This is a genomic window from Bacillus thuringiensis, from assembly GCF_001182785.1.
Classification (GTDB): Bacteria; Bacillota; Bacilli; order Bacillales; family Bacillaceae_G; genus Bacillus_A; species Bacillus_A thuringiensis_S.
The window spans coordinates 4,766,426-4,785,858 of the sequence record NZ_CP012099.1; the positions used below are offsets into that span (position 1 = coordinate 4,766,426).

Here is a 19,433-nt window from a genome sequence, read left to right on the forward strand (position 1 = left end):
AAAAAGCACTCTTAACTAGAGTGCTTTTTACTTTCAAACAAGGAGGCTACATATATGGATAGTACTCTCGTATTTAACTTCGGCATTGGTATTGTCATCATTTTATTTGTTTTCTTTGTTCTTTGTATGAGTGGGGTATAGAAAGGCGATTTTGGGCGTCTTTTTATACATACATATGTCTTCCTTGACTTCCGTAATACAAGTAACCATAATAGTTACAGATATACAAATAACTATTCACTTATCCACAAATAGGAGGAAGAACAATGAAACATGTAATCGTTTATGCACATCCAAATACAGAAAGCTTCAACCATGCGATTTTAGAAACGGTAAAAAGTGAATTAGAAGAAAAAGGTCATGAAGTACGCGTTCGCGATCTATACGAATTAAACTTCAATCCAGTATTAGGCGCTTCCGATTTCATCTCATTTTCTCAAGGAAACACACCAGAAGATATTAAAGAAGAGCAAGAGCATATCTCTTGGGCGGATAGCATTACATTCATTTATCCAGTTTGGTGGGCGGGACTTCCTGCTATTTTAAAAGGATACGTTGACCGTGTATTTAGCCACGGATTTGCTTATGCTTACGGTGAAAACGGCATTGAAAAGTTATTAAGCGGTAAAAAAGGATTGTTATTATCTACAATGGGCAATACGAAAGAAGCATACACAGCAGGCGGCATGTTTGATGCAATGAAGAAAACAGCGGATGTTGGTATTTTTGAATTTACAGGTATTGAAACACTTGAGCATACATTCTATACAAGTGTCCCTTCTGTGGATAATGATGTGCGTAAACAATATCTTGAAGAAGTAAAAGACGTTGTGAATCGTGCATTCTAATAAAATTATATCAGCGATTTTCTAAATATATCGGCGTAACTCAGATTATATCGGCGATTTTTCAAATATATCGACTTACCGACAAAAATCGACACTAGTCACAACTGATTATTAGCCCATATCAATCGGTCTGTCTGTAAATAGCAGGAATAAAAAAGCTGTTCCAAAGTTTGGAACAGCTTTTTTCATTACATCTTCTCAATCCACTCCGTCAAGTTATGCACAACTTGCGTCGGTTGAACTTCGTATTCTGTTAACTTCTCCACAGTTGTGACTCCAGTGTGGACAAGAAGAGTATGCATGCCCGCATTTACTCCCGCTAAAATGTCTGTATCGTAGTTATCCCCAACCATTAATGCTTCATCTTTTCCTATACCAAGAACTTTTAACGCTTGTTCCATGATGATTGATTCTGGTTTTCCGATAAAGATTGGATCCATACCTGTTGATACTGCTACAACCGATGTTAATGAACCGTTACCTGGTAATAATCCTCGCTCAGTTGGGATGGCAATGTCCCCATTTGTGGAAATAAACGTTGCGCCGTTACGCACAGCAAGACACGCTTTTGCTAACTTTTCATATGTGATGTCACGATCTAAACCAACAACAACGAAATCAGGATTTTCATCCACAAGTTCAAATCCTTTTTCCACAAGTGCATCGTGTAAGCCTTCTTCACCAATCATATATACAGTTGCATCTTGTTTACGTTCATAAATGAAGTTCGCTGTCGCCATACTCGTTGTAAATACTTGCTCCGCTTTCGCTGGAATATCGAAACGAACAAGTTTTTCTGCCACTTGTTCTGGTTTGCGAGTTGAGTTATTCGTAACGAATAAATATGGAATGCCGCGCTCTCCTAATGCTTTGACGAAGTCGCTTGCTTCTTCAATTTGTTCTTCTCCGCGATACATCGTACCGTCTAAGTCAATTAAGTAACCTTTATACATCGATTATGTCTCTCCTTCTATGCTAACGTTCTCACCTTATCATACCACTTTTATATTACCCGCTTTTCCAAAAGAAAAAAACGCTTTACCTTAAAGCGCCCCATAACGTTCATTTTTTCTCTTTTATTTGGTAAGAACAACTACAATCGCCCTCGCACATGTTTGCTAGCGTTTTCACATCTGCGTTCGTAAATAAACGCTTATACATCTCTTTTTCATCTTCACATACTTGCGGGAATCTTTCTGCAATTTCTTTTAACGGACAGTTTTGTTTTTCAATTACGAAAGAATTCTCTCCGTCTCTCTTTATTTGAACCATATAACCATTTCTCTCTTGCATAGCTGCTATCTCTTGCACTTTATATGCTAAATTCTTTTGATTACTTACTCTCTTTTGCAACTGTTCTTCCATACGCTTCGTTCTCTCTTTTAAAACGTAATGAAGTATTTTTTCATCGCCCATTCGAGCTAAATCTTCTAGCATATCAATCGCAAATTGCTTATACTCTTTCGGGAATGTATCTTCTCCCTTTTCACTTAATCCATACAAATAAGTTGGTCTTCCGACATGTTGCCTTACCATCTTAGAATAAATAAGTCCGTCTTTCTCAAGATTACTTAAATGTCTTCTGATTGCCATTTCTGTAATCTCTAAAACGTCAGCTAGTTCAGCTACTGTGTGCTCTCCCTTTACTTTCAACAATTGCACAATCTCGTCTTTCGTAGTACGTGCTTCCCCCATACTTCACCCTTCTCCCTTTTCTTTCTCACATACAATATAAGATCCCCAAAAGGTATTCTCTGGGGATCTTATAAGCATAATTATTCTGGTACAAATGCAGATACAGGTCCTAATTCCTTTTCTAAATAACTGCGAATATTTGCTGGGTACTTTTCTACCACTGCAATATGTTTTTGAATCGTCTTATATAATTCATCATGATTCATTTGAATATAATCTTGCGTAAGCATTTTTCGAAGAAGGATAATTTCTTTCATCCCTTGTCCATCTTCTTCACTTATCACTCGCTCGTCCATTAAAATATCAATAATATCTTCATAGCTTCCTGGATCGCGCATAATAAATCCATCAATCATCGCATTTCCTACATCTAATACAGTATCAATAATAAGATGGGCTATGCGCTCTAATGCGTAAAATTCAAACTCGGTTTCATATATCTTTTTCTTTTGAAATGTACTTGTTGCTCGTTCTAAACATACTAGCATTTGTTCTATTTTCTTTCTGTCTACAAAATACATGAATGTCACCTACCTGGAAATTAAAGCATTTACATTTTAATTGTAACGCTTTCTTCTGAAAAAATCGACAATTTTTCGAATTCACCTTTTCTCCGTTATTTGTTATAGTTATATTTGTATGATTTTTGAAATTGGAGGAATGGAATCTTGGAACGTGAACTCGCACTAGAAATTGTCCGTGTAACAGAAGCAGCAGCCTTAGCATCCGCACAGTGGATGGGCCGCGGAAAGAAAAATGAAGCAGATGATGCAGCAACTACAGCAATGCGTGATATGTTCGATTCAGTAAACATGGCAGGTACAGTTGTAATTGGTGAAGGAGAACTTGATGAAGCACCGATGTTGTATATTGGTGAAGAACTAGGAACAGGTAACGGTCCAGAAGTAGATATCGCCGTTGATCCATTAGAAGGTACAAACATCGTTGCAAAAGGTCTTGCAAATGCAATGGCAGTTATTGCAATCGCAGACAAAGGGAACCTTCTTCATGCTCCTGATATGTACATGGAAAAAATCGCGGTTGGTCCAAAAGCAGCTGGTAAAATTAGCTTAGATGATCCAATTGAAAAAACAATTGAAATTGTAGCAGAAGCTAACAATAAAAAGATTCGTGACCTAACGGTTATCGTTCAAGAACGTGAACGTCATCAAGATATTATTGACCGTGTTCGTGCAAAAGGTGCACGCGTAAAATTATTTGGTGACGGTGATGTTGGTGCGTCAATCGCAACAGCACTACCTGGAACGGGTATCGACTTATTCGTAGGTATTGGCGGAGCTCCAGAAGGTGTTATTTCTGCAGCAGCATTAAAGTGCCTTGAAGGTGAAATGCAAGCTCGCTTAGTTCCAATGAACGAAGAAGAAGAAGCTCGTTGTCGTGAAATGGGATTAGAAGACCCTCGTCAACTTCTTATGTTAGATGACTTAGTATCTGGGGATGATGCAATCTTCTCAGCAACTGGTGTATCTGCTGGTGAGTTATTAGACGGTGTTAAATTCCTTGGCGGAGATTTAGCTGAAACATACTCTATCGTAATGCGTTACAAAACAAGAACAGTACGATTCATTAAAACGCATCACCATTTAGATCATAAACCACACTTAAACTTAGATATTTAATAAAGGAGCCATGTGTATGGAAGAACGTTTCTTTCTGTACGACGACACTGTCGCTACAAAAACTCGTTTCGTTAGCTTTATGGGAGAAAATGAGCGTCATGATTTAGCGCTTTTATACTCCGATCGTCATTACGGTAAAACAATTGTACTTGATATGCAAAGTAATAAATTTGCAATTATCGGTGCTGACGATTTAAACGAACCAGGCTACTTAGAGCACGCATTTTCTATGACTGAAGAAATTGCAGAAGAACTACGCTCATTTTTATTTGAACTTATATAATTTATCGTATGCACCAGCTATTTTAGCTGGTGTTTTTTCGTTATAAGAGTTTTGAATTTTCAATCTTCTATGTTATAATTAAGAATAAATCTATTTGGATAGAAAGGACGTTATCTACGTATGCCAACATTTACTTTGTAATGGACCAGCAATCGGATAGCATTACTCTCAAAAAAGCACCTCGCTTTTTCAAGGGAGTAGTCTGCCCATTCCCATTACAAAGGAACGTAACGCATCTGTAGTATGATGTTTACGGAGGTTCCTCTTTGGGGAACCTCCTTTTATTTTTGTCTATTTCTCATGTCTTCATACTACAAAACATCCAAATAGCTGTATTACGTTTCTTTGCCACTACTATAAGAGGTGAAGAAAAATGCAGAAAGTACAACTTTCTTGGAGTTTATATGAAAACGAGCAAAACACAATCGAAAAATATTGTAAAAATTGCAGACGTACTACCCTATTTACCGACACAAATATTCGTAGGCATAACGCCAACGGAAAAAACATATACCGCTTTGCCATTTATAAATGTCCGAAAGACCATACGTGGAATCAAAAACTGCGTATTTATAAATCATTTACTGATCACGTTGAAACAGTCGATATGACGCAGCATAATCAACCAGAAACAACTACTACCATTTCCATTACGCAACATAAAGAAAGTGGCTTAGCCGAAATCACGATCGTATTAGATATCGTTTTCGGTTCCCACCGCATTGATAAAGCCTTATCCACATATATTTCCGACTGGAGCCGTACACTCATTGTGGATAAAATTAAAAATGGGGATATTCAATTGAACGGACAACAAATGAAGCCAAATACAATACTTTCTGAAGGCGATCATATCTCGATTTGTTTATAAGCGAGAATATGTAAAAAATCCTCTTACAATTGTAAGAGGATTTTTTTATTTCTTCACTTTTCGTAATACGAAGTGTGCACAACCGAAGTTACAGTACTCGTATAAATACTCCGTTAACGTACTAATTTTCGTATCATATGTCGCACGTTGGTTACTATCATCAAAGAATCCGCGCAATCTAAGTTGCTCATATCCCCAGTCTCCAACGATATAATCATATTTATTTAAAATTTCTGCATAGCGCTCTTTAAATGCTTCTTCACTAAAACCGTCACGAAAGTTTTTAATTACTTCGTACTGAACATTATTAATGCTCACCGTAGCATGAATCTCTTGCTCTTGCTTTTGCTCCATCATTAACTTCCTCTCTAAGCATTCTTCTTTTTATCGTATCACAAAGCATAACAACCAACAATTTCAAATACAAAAAATTGCAAATTAGTACATGCTATGGAGAAGGAGGTGATACATCGTGAAAAAACAAATTTTACTTTCCCTTCTCACTCTTTCCTTATTTGCAGGCTGCCAAACAAATAATAAAACCGAAATGGAGCGCGAAGAAGGAAGCCGTGTTCTTGTTTCCAATAAAAACGACATGTATCATACAGAAAATACAAATACAAGACTCACGAGAGTCGGTTATTCTTCTAAACAAAAACATGAAGTATCTAACAAGCAAGTAGGGGCCATTAATCGCGAGAAGGTCGCTGAAATGATTACAAGCATGACAGTCAAACTTCCTGACGTTACAAACGCTGCTACACTCGTTACTGATGATGAAGTGTTCGTTGTATACCGCGCAAACACAACGGATCCAAAACTTGTAGCAGATCAAGTATATAAAACCGCTTTGTCCATCGTCCCTCGCTATTATAAAGCATATGTATCAACAGACCAAAAGTTGATTTCCCAAATTCAAGGCCTTCAATCTGGCGCATTAAATGATACAGAATATACGCAAAGCCTCGATATGTTAAAACGTGAAATGAGTAAAAATCCTCATTTGAACAATACGGGGGATCAGACTTTGAATGACATGATTAAAAAGTAAAACAGGTGGAGAAAATCTCCACCTGTTTTACTTTTTATTTTTTATTACGATCCGCATAAACCTCCATCGCATCACACATAAACTGCGCTAACCCCTCGCCAAACTTATCGATATTTTTCGTAAAGCGATCATCAGCGACGTACATTTGACCGAGGCCCTTAAAAGCGTCTAATGAATAGTGACTAAAGTTTTGCAAGTAATCGTACCATACTTTGATAGCTGCCTGCGCTTCTTTAGAATCTGGTGCATCGTGTCTAAGCGTTGCTAAATTTCTATAAATAGCATTAAACTCCTCTTGATTCTCTTTTGACATACCTTTTGCATATTCGTTCGCTTTATCTACAGCTGCGTCTCCCCATCTTTCACGTGCTTCTTCTTCATATGGGTTATGGCTGAAATCGAATCCTTCAAATTTCTCTTTATTCGTCATTTCAATCTCTCCTTTTGTATGCTGAATTGTTTTATCAATCGTCGCAATCACCTTATCTAATCTGGAACGCTTTTCAAGAAGCATTTTCTTATGAAGCTGTAGTGCCTCTTCGCGATCGAATGATGGACTCATGATAATCTCTTTAATTTTCTTCAAAGGGAAGCCAAGCTCTTTAAAAAACAAAATTTGCTGCAATGTCTCTAAATTTTCATTGGAATACAAACGATATCCAGACTCTGTCGTCTCGTCTGGGGTTAATAACCCAATTTCATCGTAATGATGCAGTGTGCGCACACTAATTCCAACTAAATCAGCTACTTCTTTTACTCTCATTGTCATTTGTATCTCCCCCTTAGTACATACGATAAAGTATGACGCAACGTTAGAGTCAATAAGTAAATTCATTTTCTTTCTAAAAGTTTCATCTCTCCCATATTTCATGCATAATAGATATGTACATATATTAGAAAGCGGTGAAAGTATGGTTTCAAATACTGTAATTGCCAGCATCATCTTTCAACTCATTGTCTCGATTCTGGTCCCAATTATCGTACTCGTTTATTTCCGTAAAAAATATAATATTAATTGGAAAGTGGTCGGCGTTGGTGTTCTTATCTTTATCGGATTTACCCAAATTCTTGAAACACCATTCCACCTATTTATGCGCGGTAATCCAACAATCGCTCCATTTTTAGAAAATCCGTTTGTCTTCGCAATTTATGGCGGATTGACTGCTGGTATTTTTGAAGAATTAGGACGCTTCGTTGCCTTCTTCTTCTTACTAAAAAAATATCTAGAATATAAAGATGGCTTCGCTTATGGAATTGGTCACGGCGGAATTGAATCTATTTTAATTGGCGGTTTTTCTGCATTACAAGCATTAATCTTTGCTAATTCTATTAACGATGGTAGCTTCGCTCGACTGATTGAACAAAAACCCGAGCTCAGCATTTTACAGGACATGCTAATTCAGCAACCTGCCTACTTATACTTCCTTGGTAGCTTAGAAAGAATTATGGCACTCGTGCTTCAAATCGCCTTTACAATGCTTGTTTTATACGCAGTAAAACAGAAGAAATACATCTTCCTAGTATACGCTATACTATTCCACGCATTTGTAGACTTTTTCGCGGCACTTTACCAAACAAAAACAATCAACATCTTTGTTGCCGAAGGAATTACACTTCTCTGTACAATTGGCGCTGTCGTTCTTATTCGCAAAATGAAAGAGAAATTAATGAGTGTACCGGAGTAAAAAATAAACCACCAATTGGTGGTTTATTTTTCATATGGATTACCACACTGATGATAACTTTTACCCTCCCGCAACTCCCTCTTTGTTTCTGCATCTATAACGATGTACCTATGAAACTCTTCTACTTCATTTTGAGTAAAAGAAGCGAAAAAATAAACTTGGCGATCAGGGTGAACAAAAAAATCTTGAAGCACCACTCTACTTCGACAACCGACTGCTGTTTTTTGTAAGAAAGAAAATTCCTCATCAGCCACTTCTTTAAATGAAATTTTTTTACGAACACTATATGCTGCATTTTTGTACTCTTTATAAATTTTCTTATCTAGCTGTTTATAAAAAACATCCTCACTCACAAATGACTTATTTCGATTGCTTGGATAATTTAGTTTTCGGTTGGATTCTGCATATATTGTGGACAATTGCGCAAGAAAACAAATAATGATTACGATACATATCATTTTTTTCATCATTGCACCTCAATTTTTTATTATCCACATTACTTTTCCACATATTTAAATCCATATGCTGTTTCCAATAAAAAGGAATTATTTCCACATTTGTCGAAGTATATAGCGTCAACTTGAAAGATGGGGATGAATTATGAAGAAAATTATTGTAATACGACATTGTTCAGCAACTGGACAAGAATGTGATGCTGAATTAACGACCGATGGAAAAGACCAAGCAAATACCCTTGCTACATTCCTCTTAGAAAATACTCTACAAATCGATCATATTATTTCAAGCCCATTTGTCCGAGCTATCGATTCCATTCGGCCCTATGCGCTCCAAGCCAACTTATCTATCCAAGAAGATGAACGATTAACTGAACGCATATTGAGCAACGTTCCAATGGATGATTGGATGCAAAAACTAGAATCCACTTTTACAAACATAGATATTGCCTTTTCAGGCGGAGAGTCAACAAAACAAGCAACAGACCGTGCCATATCGCTTATTCAAGACGTTTTACAGTTAAACCATACGACAACACTACTTGTTACACACGGCAATTTACTTACGCTCATTTTAAAGCATTTTGATCATACGATTGGCTTTAATGAATGGAGAACTTTAACGAATCCTGATATTTACGAAATTACAATCGACGAACAATGTATCATAACACGCTTATGGGAAGCATCGTCCAAGTAATATCCCTTTCCAAAACATTCAGTTGACGCCACGAGAAGAGACTGTTCTAACAATAGAAAGGGGTATTATTTCATATGTATGAAGACGTACTTGCTCTACTACATAAAACAAATGTTTCTTATGAAAAATTCGAACACGAACCGGTACTCGATTATGAGACAGATCGGATTGTACGTGAAAGACTTGGCTTACAAGGTGCTCCAAGTAAAAGCTTATTTTTAAAATCAGCATTTGGAAATTTTTACGTGTTTTTTACGTTAGAAGGAACTCGGCTTAACCGAGGAGAAATGAAAGAAATAACCGGAGAACGCTTATCGCTCTGTTCCCCTGATGAACTAAGAATGGAAACTGGCTGTACTCCAGGATGTGTAGCTCCTTTTGGTTATTCACAAGAAGTAACAATTATTGTGGACAGTTCCGTTTATACGTACGATAAAATTTTAATTACACCTGGTGTACCTGAATTTACAATTGAATTATCCACAGAAGAATTAAAAAAGATTTTATTAACATGTACAAATACCGTTTTAGAGTACAAACAAAAAGAGAGCTAATCGTTAGCTCTCTTTTTTCATTATTTAGCTTCTGCTGTTTTTTCTTTTGCAGAACGTACTTGCTCGTCCGCATGGTAAGAAGAACGCACAAGTGGGCCAGCTTCACAGTGGCTAAATCCTTTGCTAAGTGCAATTTCTTTAAGCTCTGCAAATTCTGCTGGTGGATAATATTTAATAACTGGTAAATGCTTCTTAGATGGTTGTAGATATTGTCCAAGAGTTAAAATATCCACATTGTTTGCACGTAAGTCATCCATTGCTTCAATTAAATCTTCTCTTGTTTCACCTAAGCCGACCATAATGCTCGATTTAGTTGGAATATCAGGCTGCATTTCTTTTGCTCGACGTAAAAACTCTAATGAACGATCATATTTTGCTCTAGCGCGAACTCGGTTAGATAATCGACGTACTGTTTCAATGTTATGGTTTAAAATATCTGGTTTTGCATCCATTAACATTTTTAAGTTTTCTTCTACCCCAGCCATATCAGATGGTAATACTTCGATAGACGTGAATGGGTTTTTACGGCGTACTGCTCGTACTGTTTCAGCAAAAACAGCTGCTCCGCCGTCCTTTAAATCATCACGTGCAACCGCTGTTATAACAACGTGCTTTAAGCCCATTTGTACTACTGAATCTGCTACGCGTTCTGGTTCTTGTAAATCAAGCTCAGTTGGTAAGCCTGTTTTAACCGCGCAAAAACGACAAGCACGTGTACAAACCGCACCTAAAATCATAAATGTTGCTGTTTTTCTTACAGCCCAGCATTCATGAATATTCGGACATTTTGCCTCTTCACAAACGGTATGAAGATTTTTAGAACGCATCATTTTCTTTAAGCCTGTATAGTTTTCATTCGTGTTTAACTTAATTTTCAACCATTCGGGCTTGCGCTTATATTCTGTTTGTTTTGTCATGGTTATCAACTCCGCACAATATGAAATAGTTTACCGTGTTCGCTTCTTTCAATGTAACATATCTATTCTAACGTATGAAAGCGATTTGCTCAAATGAAGATTCTAAGATTTTTTCCAATCGTTCCCTATAATGAAATACTCCGTATATCCCACACTAAAAAGAGTGATGTTGTGAAAGGAGTCTATTTCATGCTTCGAAAAATTTCTCTTTTGCTTTCTATTTGTTTTCTTCTCCACCAAAACATCGCTTACGGTGAAGATAATCAGCAAAGCATATATGAAAAGCGCATGGCACTATATAAAGAAACCGAGCAGTCTTCAGGCATTCCATGGTATTACTTAGCTGCAATGGATCAATATGAAAGAAATATACGGAGCGTAAGAAAAGATATTCCAAAAAAACCAGATGCCATCATTTCCCTTTATTTCAAACCAGAAATATGGGCTGGACCTATTAATAGCAACGATACTCTCCCCCATACAATTTCTCTATTTGGCGGAATAGGTTTAGATGGTGACAAAGATGGATTTGCAAATGCAAATAGCGACCGTGATCTTCTGCATACCGCAGCGACTATTTTAAGGAAACAAGGAACTTCAGAAGACCGTATTAAAATTATGCTCTGGGAATATTATAGACGTGCAAAAACAGTTGATTTAATTAGCGAATACGCCCAAATTTATAAACATTATGGACGTATTAATTTAGAAGGAAATGCTTTTCCTCTTCCGATCCGTAGTGACCATAGCTACCGTAGTACTTTCGGTGCTGGAAGAAGTTTTGGCGGCAGACGAGTTCATGAAGGAACCGATATTTTCGCCGGATATGGCGTGCCAGTAAGATCGACTTGCTATGGCATTATTGAAACAAAAGGCTGGAACCGCCTTGGTGGATGGCGCATCGGTATTCGAGACCTTCATAACAATTACCATTATTACGCTCATTTAGGCGGGTTCTCAAAAGAAATACAGCTTGGACAAATTGTCGAGCCCGGAAAAGTAATCGGATTTGTTGGTAGCACCGGTTACGGCCCTCCTGGTACAGCCGGAAAATTCCCACCCCACTTACATTTTGGCATATATAAAGACAATGGCTATACAGAATGGGCCTTCGATCCATACATGCATTTAAGCCTTTGGGAACGCAAAGAACGAGCAAATACAAAAAGATAACCGTAGCTGCATTGCTACGGTTATTTTTTATCCAGTAAAAGCCAGGCTGAGCTGAGTTTCACTTTATATGCAACTAACTATCTGTTTTCTTTTTATCAGGTACAGCAACACTTCCGCTTCCATAATACGTAGGCACTTCCCCTTGAACGATGCGCGTCGCAATCGGAACATTTTGTTTCACCGTTATCTCTTTCGTATGAAATGGAATAATTACTTGCAGCGTTACTTCCATTTCCATAACAATTTGAATCGCTGTAGTATTAATCCCATGCGGCTCAATTTTTTGTTTAATATCTGTATTCACATGCCCAATTGGCGTGAAATGAATCGGAATATCTGGTCCTATATTACCAAGAAGCGCATTATCAGTTACACGCCCAAAAGGCACTGCCATAGTCGCCCCGTTTTTTTCTGAAATACCTAGCTCCTTCAAATTCCCTTGTTCTACTTGCTGCAAATATTTTTCTATGTACGTGGTCGTTGACGTTACGATTTCATTTACTTGCTTTGTATTTAAATTAATTGTGGATACTTTCCCGTTTTTATCATTCTGTACTTTCATTAATGAATCGACATCGAATCCTTCATTAATTCTATCCTTTACCGCCTTCGTCATAATTGCTGTCGCCATTTTATGTGTCTCTACTTCCCCATATTTAATTAAGGTCGGCTGAATACTATTATTCACAATCCACAACCCTTGCGTAAGTAATATAACAAAAAGAATAAACGACATAAGCAGTATATACCGAAAGGCAATAGGTCCCCTTCGAAACCGCGAATTTTTCGAGCGAAATATACTCATAAAAAAACCTCCTTCTTATATCATTTCTATGCAAGAAGGAGGGACGATATATGCTTATCTCATTTTTAATAATGCTTCTTTTCCAATCGTTCCTGCTGGAATGCCTAATGCTTCAGCTCCAGTCGTTACCGATTCTAGTGGCGCTTCAAGAAGTTGTTCAATCGTTCTTACACCAACCGCACGACCAGCAATAATTCCCCGATCACCTAACTTCTCATTTAAAAGACCTACATCTAATGCACCACACATAATATATCCTTTATCGCTCATTACAGCTAGCAAATTCGTCTTTGGAAGTTTGACGCTAACCGCAATAAACGTATAATTATCAATTATAATTGGCTCCACATTAACCATAGTTCACACTCCTCTCTTTCTTATCTGTATGACAAGAGAAAAATGAGTGTTACAAGTTAACTAGCCTATAGTTTAACGGAAGATGTATGAGTTATTAACATATCTGTTAACACATCTCTAAGTAGTTCTGGCATATAATATTGTTTGCCAGAAAGTGTGGATAGCTCTGGGTATAAGTATCCAAACGTAAACATATCAATTGTTCCTACTGTATATATACGATCTAACTCCAGCGATTCGCCGTTAATCAATACATCTTCTAATAAAATTTTATTGCCAGGAATCGTATCTGGAATGACTTCTACACCAGCGTAAATCATTTTCCCCATCACTTTTCCCCGAAATCCGAATCCTTTCACCTCAAGATTCTCCATATTCGGCTTACGTGCTTTCAAAATAACTTCTCTTAATATCTTTCCTGGAACTTTCAAAGCACACGGATTAATTGGATGTGGACAAATTCTGTGAATATCTCCGCGCGTTACAACACCCTCTTCTAATCCTTCAAGAAGTACACCGGCATTCACCATTCCAATTTCTGCACCGCACCATGTTTTCAGTGCACTTGCTAACATATGAGAAAACGGCGTCTCATGAAACCAATCAACCGGTAATGACTCTTTTAAATGAACGACAGGCTCTGCCATTATATGCTTACTTTCTTCCTGCAGTATTTCAATTGTGGATAACGGTTCGCTATAAGCACCTAACCGTTCCGTCTTAATCGCTCTACCGTCTTTTTTCAACAGCTTCTTCGTCTCTATATCCACATTAAGCTGCACGTGACCAACGTAGCGCCCCCACTTTTCACAACAACAAAGTAAAGTATTGTTCAGTAGAACACCACGCTCAAATAAATGATGCGTATGCGCACCTAAAATAACATCTATATCATAATGCTCCGCCATATACTCATCCATACTTTTCCCAAGGTGAGATAGGACAACTGTAATATGCGCCTCATCTTTCACTTCTTCTAAAATAGACTCTAAATGGATAAGCGGATCTTCAATATGCCAATCGAGCATATGATAAAACTCTGGATAAGCTACCGTTAATCCGATAAAGGCAATCGTAATCCCATCTGTCGTCGTATGTAATTTATAAGGCTTCGCCCACGCTGGACGTACCCCTTCTTTTTCAAATAAATTCGCAACGAGCACCTCAAATCCAGCATCATCATATAGACGATTCAAATGCTCCTTCGCTAACGTAATGCCTTCATTATTTCCGATTGTTACATAATCATATAACGCCTCATTTAAAAGCTTCGTATTCCCAAGCCCATTTGTCGCTTCCGAAATACTATGAAAACGATCCACATGATCGCCGATATCAACCGTCAAAACAGTCTCTCCCGCTTCCTGTCTTCGCTTTTTCTCCCCTAGAACAAACCGAGAAATTTGCGGCCAATTTTCAAAATGACTATGTATATCGTTTGTATGATAAAGGTGGATGATTGTTTCTTTATTTGTATTCAGAGAAAAAACCTCCTCTCAGTTCCTTACTGCCATTTACGCTATGCGCACACAATAATCCTGTAAATACTTTTCGTCTTTTCTTGCTATTTTACATTGTACTCGCATTGTGAGAAAAAGCAAAAGATTGTCCTTTTTTATATGAGAAAATTTTGCTAATGCAGGAAATAATTCCAGATAGTGGAGGGAGGGGGGATTTGTCAAAAAGTTTAATAGAGAATTCAGTGGGTGGTTGTTCAAGTGGATTTGTCAGTATCTTTGTCTTAAACCTAGTCGTTCTCTGTTCTTATAAAATGTTTGGGGTATGTGAGGATTTTCTTTTGTCTTATCTTGTCGACAAATCGATATTCCTTGTCGAAACGTTGATATATTGAAATAATCGTTGATATATTCCCGTTTATGATCGATATATTTGAAAAATCGTTGATATATTTAGCTGAACACCCACCCGGGTATCCTCTCCCAAGCCAAGACAAATCCGCAAAACAAAAAAGCGCCCTGCACAGCAGGGCGCTTCTACTTTATCTATTAACCAATAGAACCTTCCATCTCAAACTTGATTAGACGGTTCATTTCAACTGCGTATTCCATTGGAAGTTCGCGAGTGAATGGCTCGATGAAGCCCATTACGATCATTTCTGTAGCTTCTTGCTCAGAAATACCACGGCTCATTAAGTAGAATAATTGTTCTTCTGATACTTTCGATACTTTCGCTTCGTGCTCAAGTGAAACGTAATCGTTTTTGATTTCGTTGTAAGGAATTGTATCAGATGTAGATTGGTTATCCATGATTAACGTGTCACACTCGATGTTAGAGCGAGAGTTTTTCGCTTTTGGTCCGAAGTGTACGATACCACGGTAAGTTACTTTACCACCATGCTTCGCAATCGATTTAGAAACGATTGTTGAAGACGTGTTTGGTGCTAAGTGAATCATTTTCGCACCAGCATCTTGGTGTTGGCCTTTACCAGCAATCGCGATTGATAATGTTAAACCACGAGCGCCTTCGCCTTTTAAGATAACTGCTGGGTATTTCATCGTTAATTTAGATCCGATGTTACCGTCAATCCATTCCATCGTTGCGTTTTCTTCACAAACCGCACGTTTTGTAACTAGGTTGTATACGTTGTTCGCCCAGTTTTGGATTGTTGTATAACGGCAATACGCATCTTTTTTAATGATGATTTCTACTACCGCACTGTGAAGTGAGTTAGTAGTGTAAACAGGTGCTGTACAACCTTCTACGTAGTGTACGTGTGCGCCTTCGTCTACGATGATAAGCGTACGCTCGAATTGTCCCATATTTTCAGAGTTAATACGGAAATACGCTTGAAGTGGTGTATCAACTTTAATACCTTTTGGAACGTAGATGAATGATCCACCAGACCAAACTGCAGAGTTTAATGCAGAGAATTTGTTGTCTGTTGGTGGGATTACTTTTCCGAAATGCTCACGGAAAATATCTTCGTTCTCTTTTAATGCGCTATCTGTATCTTTGAAGACGATTCCTAGAGCTTCTAGGTCTTCTTTCATGTTGTGGTATACAACTTCAGATTCGTACTGTGCAGATACACCAGCTAAATATTTTTGCTCAGCTTCTGGAATACCTAATTTATCAAATGTTGCTTTAATTTCATCAGGTACTTCATCCCAAGACTTCTCAGATTTCTCAGATGGTTTTACGTAGTACGTAATTTCATCGAAATCTAAGTCGTTTAAGTCGCCGCCCCATTGTGGCATTGGCATTTCATAGAACTTATCCAGTGATTTTAAACGGAAGTCTAACATCCACTGTGGTTCTTCTTTCATACGTGAAATCTCTTCAACGATCTCTTTTGTTAAACCGCGTCCAGCACGGAAAATCGAAACGTCTTTGTCTTTGAAACCATATTTGTAATCGCCGATATCTGGCAGTTGCTTCGCCATGTTGGTGTGTCCCTCCTTAGATAACCTCATTTTTAGGAACCTTTAACATTACTTATCTTCGTTTAAGCCCTTTTCTAACGCTTTCCACGCTAATGTTGCACATTTAATACGTGCAGGGAACTTGCATACGCCTTGTAATGCTTCAATATCTCCTAAATCGATGCTGTCATCGTACTCTTTTCCTAGCATCATGTCAGAGAAAATTTTCGAAAGCTGAAGTGCTTCTTCAATTTTCTTACCTTTTACTGCTTGTGTCATCATTGAAGCTGAAGACATTGAGATTGAACATCCTTCGCCTTCAAACTTCGCCTCTTGCACAATACCTTCTTCTACTTTCATCGTAAGTTGAATACGATCGCCGCAAGTTGGATTGTTCAAGTTAACGGTAACACTATCTTCTAACACGCCATGGTTACGAGGATTTTTGTAATGATCCATAATAACTTGACGATATAACGTATCTAAATTATTAAATGACATTTGTGAAATACTCCTTTGTCTTGATTAGCGATTCAACAAATGTATCAATTTCTTCTTTTGTATTATATAAATAGAAGCTCGCACGTGCTGTTGAAGAAGCTTTTAGCCACTTCATAAGCGGTTGTGCACAATGATGTCCTGCGCGAACTGCAATGCCTTCTACATCTAATACAGTCGCTACATCGTGAGGATGTACGTCTTCAATATTAAATGTAACAAGACCAGCGCGATGCTTTGGACCATAAATTGTAACGCCATCTACTTCTGATAGTCTTTCTAAAGCGTATTGCGCTAATTCATGCTCATGCTTTTCAATATTTTCAAGACCGATTTCTTCTAGGAAATCAATTGCCGCACCAAGTCCGATTGCATTACCGATAATCGGTGTACCCGCTTCAAACTTCCACGGAAGCTCTTTCCAAGTAGATTCTTGTAAATCTACGAAATCAATCATTTCACCACCAAATTCAATTGGCTCCATATTGTTTAGCAATTCTTTCTTACCATATAATACGCCGATACCTGTAGGTCCGCACATCTTATGAGCAGATAATGCGTAGAAATCACAGTTTAAATCTTGTACATCCACTTTCATGTGAGGTGTACTTTGTGCACCATCAACGACCATAATTGCTCCGTTTTCGTGTGCGATTGCTCCGATTTCTTTTACAGGGTTAATCGTTCCAAGTACGTTTGATACTTGCATGATAGAAACGATTTTTGTATTCGGTGTAACAGTTTGACGAACATCTTCTAAAGAAATTGTACCGTCTGGTTGAAGCGGAAGGTATTTCAAAGTTGCGCCAGTTTTCTTCGCAACTTGTTGCCACGGAATGATGTTACTATGGTGTTCCATGTAAGAAATAACGATTTCATCGCCTTCTTTTACATTTTCAAGGCCATAGCTAGCCGCTACTGTATTTAATGCAGTTGTCGTTCCGCGCGTGAAAATAATCTCTTCCATTGATTTCGCGTTAATAAACTTGCGAACTTTCTCACGTGCACCTTCATACGCGTCGGTAGCTTTCGTACCGAGCGTATGAACACCGCGATGCACGTTAGAATTATATTCTTTATAGTAACGTTCTAACGTTTCAATGACTTGAATTGGTTTTTGAGAAGTTGCTGCACTATCGAAATAAACAAGTTGTTTGCCGTTCACTTTTTGATCAAGAATTGGAAACTGTTTGCGTATTTCATGAATATTCATTAGCGAACTTTCCTTTCAATTACCTCAACAAGCTGTGCTTTTACTCCTTCAATTGGAAGCTCATTAACTACAGGTGCTAAGAATCCATGGATGACTAAACGTTCTGCTTCGCGTTTTGGAATACCACGGCTCATCAAGTAGTATAATTGGTACGGATCTACGCGGCCTACTGAAGCTGCGTGACCTGCCATTACATCATCTTCGTCAATTAAAAGAATTGGGTTCGCATCACCGCGAGCTTTCTCGTCTAACATAAGAACGCGAGAAGATTGTTGTGCATTTGATTTAGATGCACCGTGTTCAATCTTACCAATTCCATTAAAGATAGATGTTGCACTATCTTTTTGTACACCGTGTTTTAAAATCCAACCTTCAGAGTGTTTACCGAAGTGAACAACTTTAGTTGTAAAGTTTTGTGTTTGGTTACCACGGCCAATTGTTACTGTTTTCGTATCAGCATATGAACCGTCGCCCATTAAGTTCGTAACGTTCTCTGAAATTGTGTTTCCGTCATTCATAAGGCCTAGAGCCCAATCAATACGGCCGTCGCGTCCAACAACACCGCGGCGGTTAACGTAAGTTGTTACGTCTTTTGCTAATAGATCAACCGCACCGAATTTCACTTGTGCGCCTTGTTCCACGATTACTTCTGCTACGATATTTGCAATACCTTTAGCATTTTCATTTGCAACATAGTTTTCTACATAAGTTGCAGTACTGTTCGCATCAGCTACGAATAATACGTGGTTATATACGTTAGCTTCTTCGCCGTCTACTAAGAATACAGCTTGAAGTGGAGTTTCAAGAACAACGTTTTTCGGAACATATACGAATGCACCGCCGTTGATTAATGCAGCATGAAGTGCAGTTAGACGATGCTCGTCTACTTTCACGCCGTCTTTCATTAAATACTTTTGTAGTAGTTCAGCATGCTCTGTTGCAGCTGTTACGATATCTGTGAAAATAACACCTTTGTCTTTTGCTTCGTCTGCTAAAGAAACGAACGCAGTTGTACCAGTACGTTGCACTAATACGCTGTTATTTTCATCGATTAAGTTTTTCACTGCTTCTGGAAGCTCTGTTAAAGAACTTACAGGCTCTTGCTTAGCAGCGTCGCCTTTTCCGATAAAGTCCCATTTTTCAATTTTCGTTTTATCAGGCGTTGGCATTGGAAGTTCTGTTGCTTGTGCAAGAGCTTGTAAGCGGAACTCAGTCAACCAAGCAGCTTCGTTTACTTCGCTTGCGCGTTGACGGATTGTTTCTTGATCGAAAGGTAATGTACCGATTGTCATGTTTATGCTCCTC

23 protein-coding genes are annotated in these 19,433 nt (G+C 38.1%); 9 read left to right on the forward strand and 14 right to left on the reverse strand.

What is annotated here, in order from left to right:
* Positions 1-266 precede the first annotated feature (266 nt).
* A complete protein-coding gene (locus AC241_RS24700; RefSeq protein ID WP_050844663.1) occupies positions 267-848 on the forward strand; it encodes an NAD(P)H-dependent oxidoreductase in 582 nt (193 codons plus the stop codon).
* Between the two features lie 188 nt (positions 849-1,036).
* Here the strand turns inward: AC241_RS24700 and AC241_RS24705 are convergent, their stop codons facing one another.
* The 3 genes from AC241_RS24705 to AC241_RS24715 all read right to left on the reverse strand — a co-directional run bounded on the left by AC241_RS24705 (position 1,037) and on the right by AC241_RS24715 (position 3,064).
* The gene (locus tag AC241_RS24705) at positions 1,037-1,801 is read right to left on the reverse strand and encodes a TIGR01457 family HAD-type hydrolase (RefSeq protein ID WP_050844664.1); all 765 of its coding nucleotides are present in this window, start codon (positions 1,799-1,801) and stop codon (positions 1,037-1,039) included.
* Between the two features lie 109 nt (positions 1,802-1,910).
* Positions 1,911-2,543: a helix-turn-helix transcriptional regulator gene (locus AC241_RS24710; RefSeq protein WP_016079845.1), complete on the reverse strand. Its 633-nt coding sequence runs from the start codon at positions 2,541-2,543 to the stop codon at positions 1,911-1,913.
* A gap of 80 nt (positions 2,544-2,623) precedes the next feature.
* Positions 2,624-3,064 carry a DUF86 domain-containing protein gene (locus AC241_RS24715; protein WP_016079844.1) on the reverse strand — a complete coding sequence of 147 codons (441 nt, stop codon included), beginning with the start codon at positions 3,062-3,064 and terminating at the stop codon, positions 2,624-2,626.
* Between the two features lie 147 nt (positions 3,065-3,211).
* Here AC241_RS24715 and glpX point away from each other — a divergent pair, with 147 nt between their 5' ends.
* The 3 genes from glpX to AC241_RS24735 all read left to right on the forward strand — a co-directional run bounded on the left by glpX (position 3,212) and on the right by AC241_RS24735 (position 5,337).
* Positions 3,212-4,183 carry a class II fructose-bisphosphatase gene (glpX, locus tag AC241_RS24720; protein WP_000439090.1) on the forward strand — a complete coding sequence of 324 codons (972 nt, stop codon included), beginning with the start codon at positions 3,212-3,214 and terminating at the stop codon, positions 4,181-4,183.
* A gap of 16 nt (positions 4,184-4,199) precedes the next feature.
* Complete coding sequence (locus tag AC241_RS24725; RefSeq protein WP_000392611.1) at positions 4,200-4,466, forward strand: DUF3055 domain-containing protein; 267 nt, start codon at positions 4,200-4,202, stop codon at positions 4,464-4,466.
* Between the two features lie 373 nt (positions 4,467-4,839).
* Complete coding sequence (locus tag AC241_RS24735) at positions 4,840-5,337, forward strand: cytoplasmic protein (RefSeq protein WP_050844665.1); 498 nt, start codon at positions 4,840-4,842, stop codon at positions 5,335-5,337.
* A gap of 45 nt (positions 5,338-5,382) precedes the next feature.
* On the opposite strand, the gene AC241_RS24740 is transcribed toward AC241_RS24735, so the two are convergent.
* Positions 5,383-5,694, reverse strand: coding sequence for a YutD family protein (locus AC241_RS24740; protein ID WP_000970508.1), 312 nt, complete (start codon positions 5,692-5,694; stop codon positions 5,383-5,385).
* Positions 5,695-5,809: 115 nt separating this feature from the next.
* Between AC241_RS24740 and AC241_RS24745 the strand changes: the two genes are divergently transcribed.
* Complete coding sequence (locus AC241_RS24745) at positions 5,810-6,388, forward strand: YhcN/YlaJ family sporulation lipoprotein (RefSeq protein ID WP_050844666.1); 579 nt, start codon at positions 5,810-5,812, stop codon at positions 6,386-6,388.
* A gap of 34 nt (positions 6,389-6,422) precedes the next feature.
* Here AC241_RS24745 and AC241_RS24750 read toward each other — a convergent pair whose 3' ends face one another.
* Positions 6,423-7,157, reverse strand: a complete 735-nt coding sequence (locus tag AC241_RS24750; RefSeq protein WP_043935766.1) for a MerR family transcriptional regulator — start codon at positions 7,155-7,157, stop codon at positions 6,423-6,425.
* A gap of 100 nt (positions 7,158-7,257) precedes the next feature.
* Here AC241_RS24750 and AC241_RS24755 point away from each other — a divergent pair, with 100 nt between their 5' ends.
* Positions 7,258-8,073: a YhfC family intramembrane metalloprotease gene (locus tag AC241_RS24755; protein WP_016079840.1), complete on the forward strand. Its 816-nt coding sequence runs from the start codon at positions 7,258-7,260 to the stop codon at positions 8,071-8,073.
* A gap of 23 nt (positions 8,074-8,096) precedes the next feature.
* On the opposite strand, the gene AC241_RS24760 is transcribed toward AC241_RS24755, so the two are convergent.
* Positions 8,097-8,540, reverse strand: coding sequence for a hypothetical protein (locus AC241_RS24760; protein WP_050844667.1), 444 nt, complete (start codon positions 8,538-8,540; stop codon positions 8,097-8,099).
* 133 nt (positions 8,541-8,673) lie between these two features.
* Here AC241_RS24760 and AC241_RS24765 point away from each other — a divergent pair, with 133 nt between their 5' ends.
* Together AC241_RS24765 and AC241_RS24770 are read left to right on the forward strand one after the other, a co-directional pair.
* Positions 8,674-9,228: a histidine phosphatase family protein gene (locus tag AC241_RS24765; protein ID WP_029443527.1), complete on the forward strand. Its 555-nt coding sequence runs from the start codon at positions 8,674-8,676 to the stop codon at positions 9,226-9,228.
* A gap of 74 nt (positions 9,229-9,302) precedes the next feature.
* Positions 9,303-9,782 carry a YbaK/EbsC family protein gene (locus tag AC241_RS24770; RefSeq protein ID WP_029443528.1) on the forward strand — a complete coding sequence of 160 codons (480 nt, stop codon included), beginning with the start codon at positions 9,303-9,305 and terminating at the stop codon, positions 9,780-9,782.
* A gap of 20 nt (positions 9,783-9,802) precedes the next feature.
* Here the strand turns inward: AC241_RS24770 and lipA are convergent, their stop codons facing one another.
* Positions 9,803-10,699, reverse strand: a complete 897-nt coding sequence (lipA, locus tag AC241_RS24775; protein ID WP_000166367.1) for a lipoyl synthase — start codon at positions 10,697-10,699, stop codon at positions 9,803-9,805.
* A gap of 189 nt (positions 10,700-10,888) precedes the next feature.
* Between lipA and AC241_RS24780 the strand changes: the two genes are divergently transcribed.
* On the forward strand, positions 10,889-11,872 hold the full coding sequence (locus AC241_RS24780; protein ID WP_016079836.1) for a M23 family metallopeptidase: 984 nt from the start codon (positions 10,889-10,891) through the stop codon (positions 11,870-11,872).
* 73 nt (positions 11,873-11,945) lie between these two features.
* Here AC241_RS24780 and yunB read toward each other — a convergent pair whose 3' ends face one another.
* The 7 genes from yunB to sufD form a co-directional block, all read right to left on the reverse strand.
* Positions 11,946-12,677, reverse strand: coding sequence for a sporulation protein YunB (gene yunB / locus AC241_RS24785; RefSeq protein ID WP_050844668.1), 732 nt, complete (start codon positions 12,675-12,677; stop codon positions 11,946-11,948).
* Between the two features lie 54 nt (positions 12,678-12,731).
* The gene (locus AC241_RS24790) at positions 12,732-13,034 is read right to left on the reverse strand and encodes a YunC family protein (RefSeq protein WP_000248466.1); all 303 of its coding nucleotides are present in this window, start codon (positions 13,032-13,034) and stop codon (positions 12,732-12,734) included.
* A gap of 65 nt (positions 13,035-13,099) precedes the next feature.
* A complete protein-coding gene (locus AC241_RS24795; RefSeq protein ID WP_263480556.1) occupies positions 13,100-14,515 on the reverse strand; it encodes a bifunctional metallophosphatase/5'-nucleotidase in 1,416 nt (471 codons plus the stop codon).
* A 525-nt stretch (positions 14,516-15,040) separates the two neighbouring features.
* Complete coding sequence (sufB, locus tag AC241_RS24800) at positions 15,041-16,438, reverse strand: Fe-S cluster assembly protein SufB (protein ID WP_001118824.1); 1,398 nt, start codon at positions 16,436-16,438, stop codon at positions 15,041-15,043.
* A 48-nt stretch (positions 16,439-16,486) separates the two neighbouring features.
* Entirely contained in the window at positions 16,487-16,918 is a 432-nt protein-coding gene (gene sufU, locus AC241_RS24805) for a Fe-S cluster assembly sulfur transfer protein SufU (RefSeq protein WP_000009523.1), read from the reverse strand.
* A complete protein-coding gene (gene sufS / locus AC241_RS24810) occupies positions 16,908-18,128 on the reverse strand; it encodes a cysteine desulfurase SufS (RefSeq protein WP_050844670.1) in 1,221 nt (406 codons plus the stop codon). Before sufS ends, sufU begins: the two co-directional genes overlap by 11 nt.
* On the reverse strand, positions 18,128-19,420 hold the full coding sequence (gene sufD, locus AC241_RS24815; RefSeq protein WP_000152173.1) for a Fe-S cluster assembly protein SufD: 1,293 nt from the start codon (positions 19,418-19,420) through the stop codon (positions 18,128-18,130). Before sufD ends, sufS begins: the two co-directional genes overlap by 1 nt.
* Between the last annotated feature and the right edge of the window lie 13 nt (positions 19,421-19,433).